A 2,500-nucleotide genomic window follows, 5' to 3' on the forward strand; every position below is an offset into this window, starting at 1 on the left:
ACGCTGCCCCTCAGTGAGGCGGTGATAGGCTCGCATTCGTGTTCCTTTACTTTCGACGGTGAGAAGCACTTGGGCATCGCTGCCTCACGCATCATACCGTGGGTAAAGTTGCACTGGCGAGTTGAATCCGCGGCGGAATAGACGAGCTGGAACTAAAGATAATTGACGTCTTCATTTGCAAGCTACGCAAGAAACTTGCAGAGGCGACAGAAGGCGATAACAACAGCGAGACGGTTTGGGGGCGGGGATACGTTCTGCGTGATCCCGACCCGCTGGCCGTCGAACCCGAGCCGGTTGCCGCAACTGCCTGATCTCTTGTGACAAGCTAAGGCTGGACCTTGCCTTTGCCCGAACCTATCCATGTGAAAATGGGTTTGGGAGCCTCACATGTCTGGTGACGTACCAGTAAGCGATCTGAAGAAGGATCAAGCACGCGCCGAATTGCAGCGCCTGTCTATACTATTGAAACAGGCCAACCACGCCTATCACGGCGAAGACGCTCCTAATATTTCTGACGCTGCTTATGATGCGTTGAAGCGGCGAAACCTTGAGATTGAGGCGCGTTTCCCGACACTTGAGCAGCCAGAGTCTCCGTCCCATCAAGTCGGCGCAACTGCATCGCACGGCTTCGAGAAAGTCGAACACTCGATTCCAATGCTGTCGCTGGGAAACGCCTTTGACGACAGCGACGTTGTCGATTTTGATACGTCGATCCGAAAGTATCTCGGCCTGCCAACTGAAACGGCTTTGTTCTACACGGCCGAACCAAAGATCGATGGGCTTTCTTTGGCTCTCAGATATGAGGCGGGTGTTCTGGTCCATGCCGCAACGCGCGGCGACGGGCGCGTCGGCGAAAACGTTACTGCAAATGCACGAACTATTAAGAACGTTCCCGTCAGCCTGAACGGTGCGCCGGATGTTCTGGAGGTTCGCGGCGAAGTCTACATGAGCCACGCGGATTTCGAGGCTCTCAATGAAAACCAATTGCGGGCAGGCGGCAAGGTCTTTGCAAATCCACGAAACGCTGCTGCGGGTTCGCTGCGCCAGTTGGACGCCACGATAACTGCGTCGCGTCCATTAAAGTTCTTTGCATATGCATGGGGAAGCGTGAGCGAGCCGTTGGGCAAGACCCAAAGTCAGGCGATCGCGCGCTTGGCAGACCTTGGCTTTTCAACCAATGCGCTTACCCGCGTCTGCCAAAGTCCGGCGGAGCTTATTGAACACTACAGCAGCATCGAAGCGCAGCGGGCGACACTTGGCTACGATATTGATGGTGTGGTTTACAAAGTGAACGAACTTGGCCTGCAGGCCAGGCTTGGTTTCCGCTCGACGACGCCAAGATGGGCCATCGCGCATAAATTCCCGGCCGAACTGGCTTGGACCCGTCTAGAAGCAGTTGATATTCAAGTTGGCCGCACCGGCGCGCTTAGTCCGGTAGCGCGTTTGCATCCGGTAACGGTTGGAGGTGTCGTAGTGTCTAGCGCAACCCTTCACAATGAGGACTACATTGCTGGTCGCGACTCGACTGGGACGACCATTCGCGATGGGAAGGACATTCGCGTCGGCGATTGGGTTCAAGTCTACCGCGCTGGTGATGTCATTCCCAAGGTGGCGGATGTTGATCTGGCAAAACGCCCGGCGGACGCCAAAGCTTTTGTGTTCCCGACGCTTTGTCCTGAGTGCCAGTCCGAGGCGATCCGCGAGCCCGGCGATGCGGTGCGCCGTTGCAGCGGTGGTCTGATTTGCCCCGCTCAGATTATTGAACGTCTGAAGCATTTTGTGTCACGCGCGGCGTTTGATATTGAAGGGCTGGGCGCCAAACAGGTCGAGCAGTTTTTTGAGGATGGCTGGATCAAGGAGCCTGTCGATATCTTCACGCTTCGGGACCGATACGGCGCCGGGCTCCAGCAACTTAAGAACCGCGAGGGGTGGGGTGAGAAATCTGCAAATAATCTGTTTGATGCAATTGACGAAAAGCGCGTAATTCCTCTGAATCGCTTAATATTTGGCTTAGGCATCCGACATGTTGGCGAAGGTGCTGCGTCTCTTCTGGCGCGCCATTACGGGACATGGGATAAATTTGAGGCCGCAATGTCGGGCGCGTCTATCGATGACGATGAGACCTGGGAAGACCTGCTTGCAATCGATGGGGTTGGTCGCGTGATGGCCACATCGCTGGTGACCGCTTTTCATCAAACGGCCGAGCGGGCATCTATCGACCGGCTGGTTGCAAAACTTGATATTCAGCCCGTGTCGCGGCCGGCCACAGACAACAGCCCGGTTGACGGCAAAACCATCGTCTTCACCGGAACGTTAGAGAAGATGACGAGGGCCGAGGCGAAGGCGCGCGCCGAAGCCTTGGGGGCAAAAGTTTCGGGTTCCGTGTCGGCCAAAACCGACATTCTGGTCGCAGGGCCCGGCGCGGGATCGAAGGCGAAAAAGGCCGCTGAGCTTGGTGTCGAGGTACTTGGCGAAGACCTCGACGTGCCGGGCCTCGTCG

The 2,500-nt window shown here is 56.5% G+C and carries 1 protein-coding gene and 1 pseudogene; both read left to right on the forward strand.

Annotated features, from left to right (window positions below):
- Positions 1-131 precede the first annotated feature (131 nt).
- Positions 132-311: pseudogene (locus tag AC221Y_RS23000) on the forward strand (winged helix-turn-helix domain-containing protein); the annotation flags it as partial.
- Between the two features lie 76 nt (positions 312-387).
- A partial coding sequence (ligA, locus tag AC221Y_RS23005) for an NAD-dependent DNA ligase LigA (protein WP_486708609.1) occupies positions 388-2,500 on the forward strand: 2,113 nt, incomplete at its 3' end.

This window comes from Boseongicola sp., from assembly GCF_057460485.1.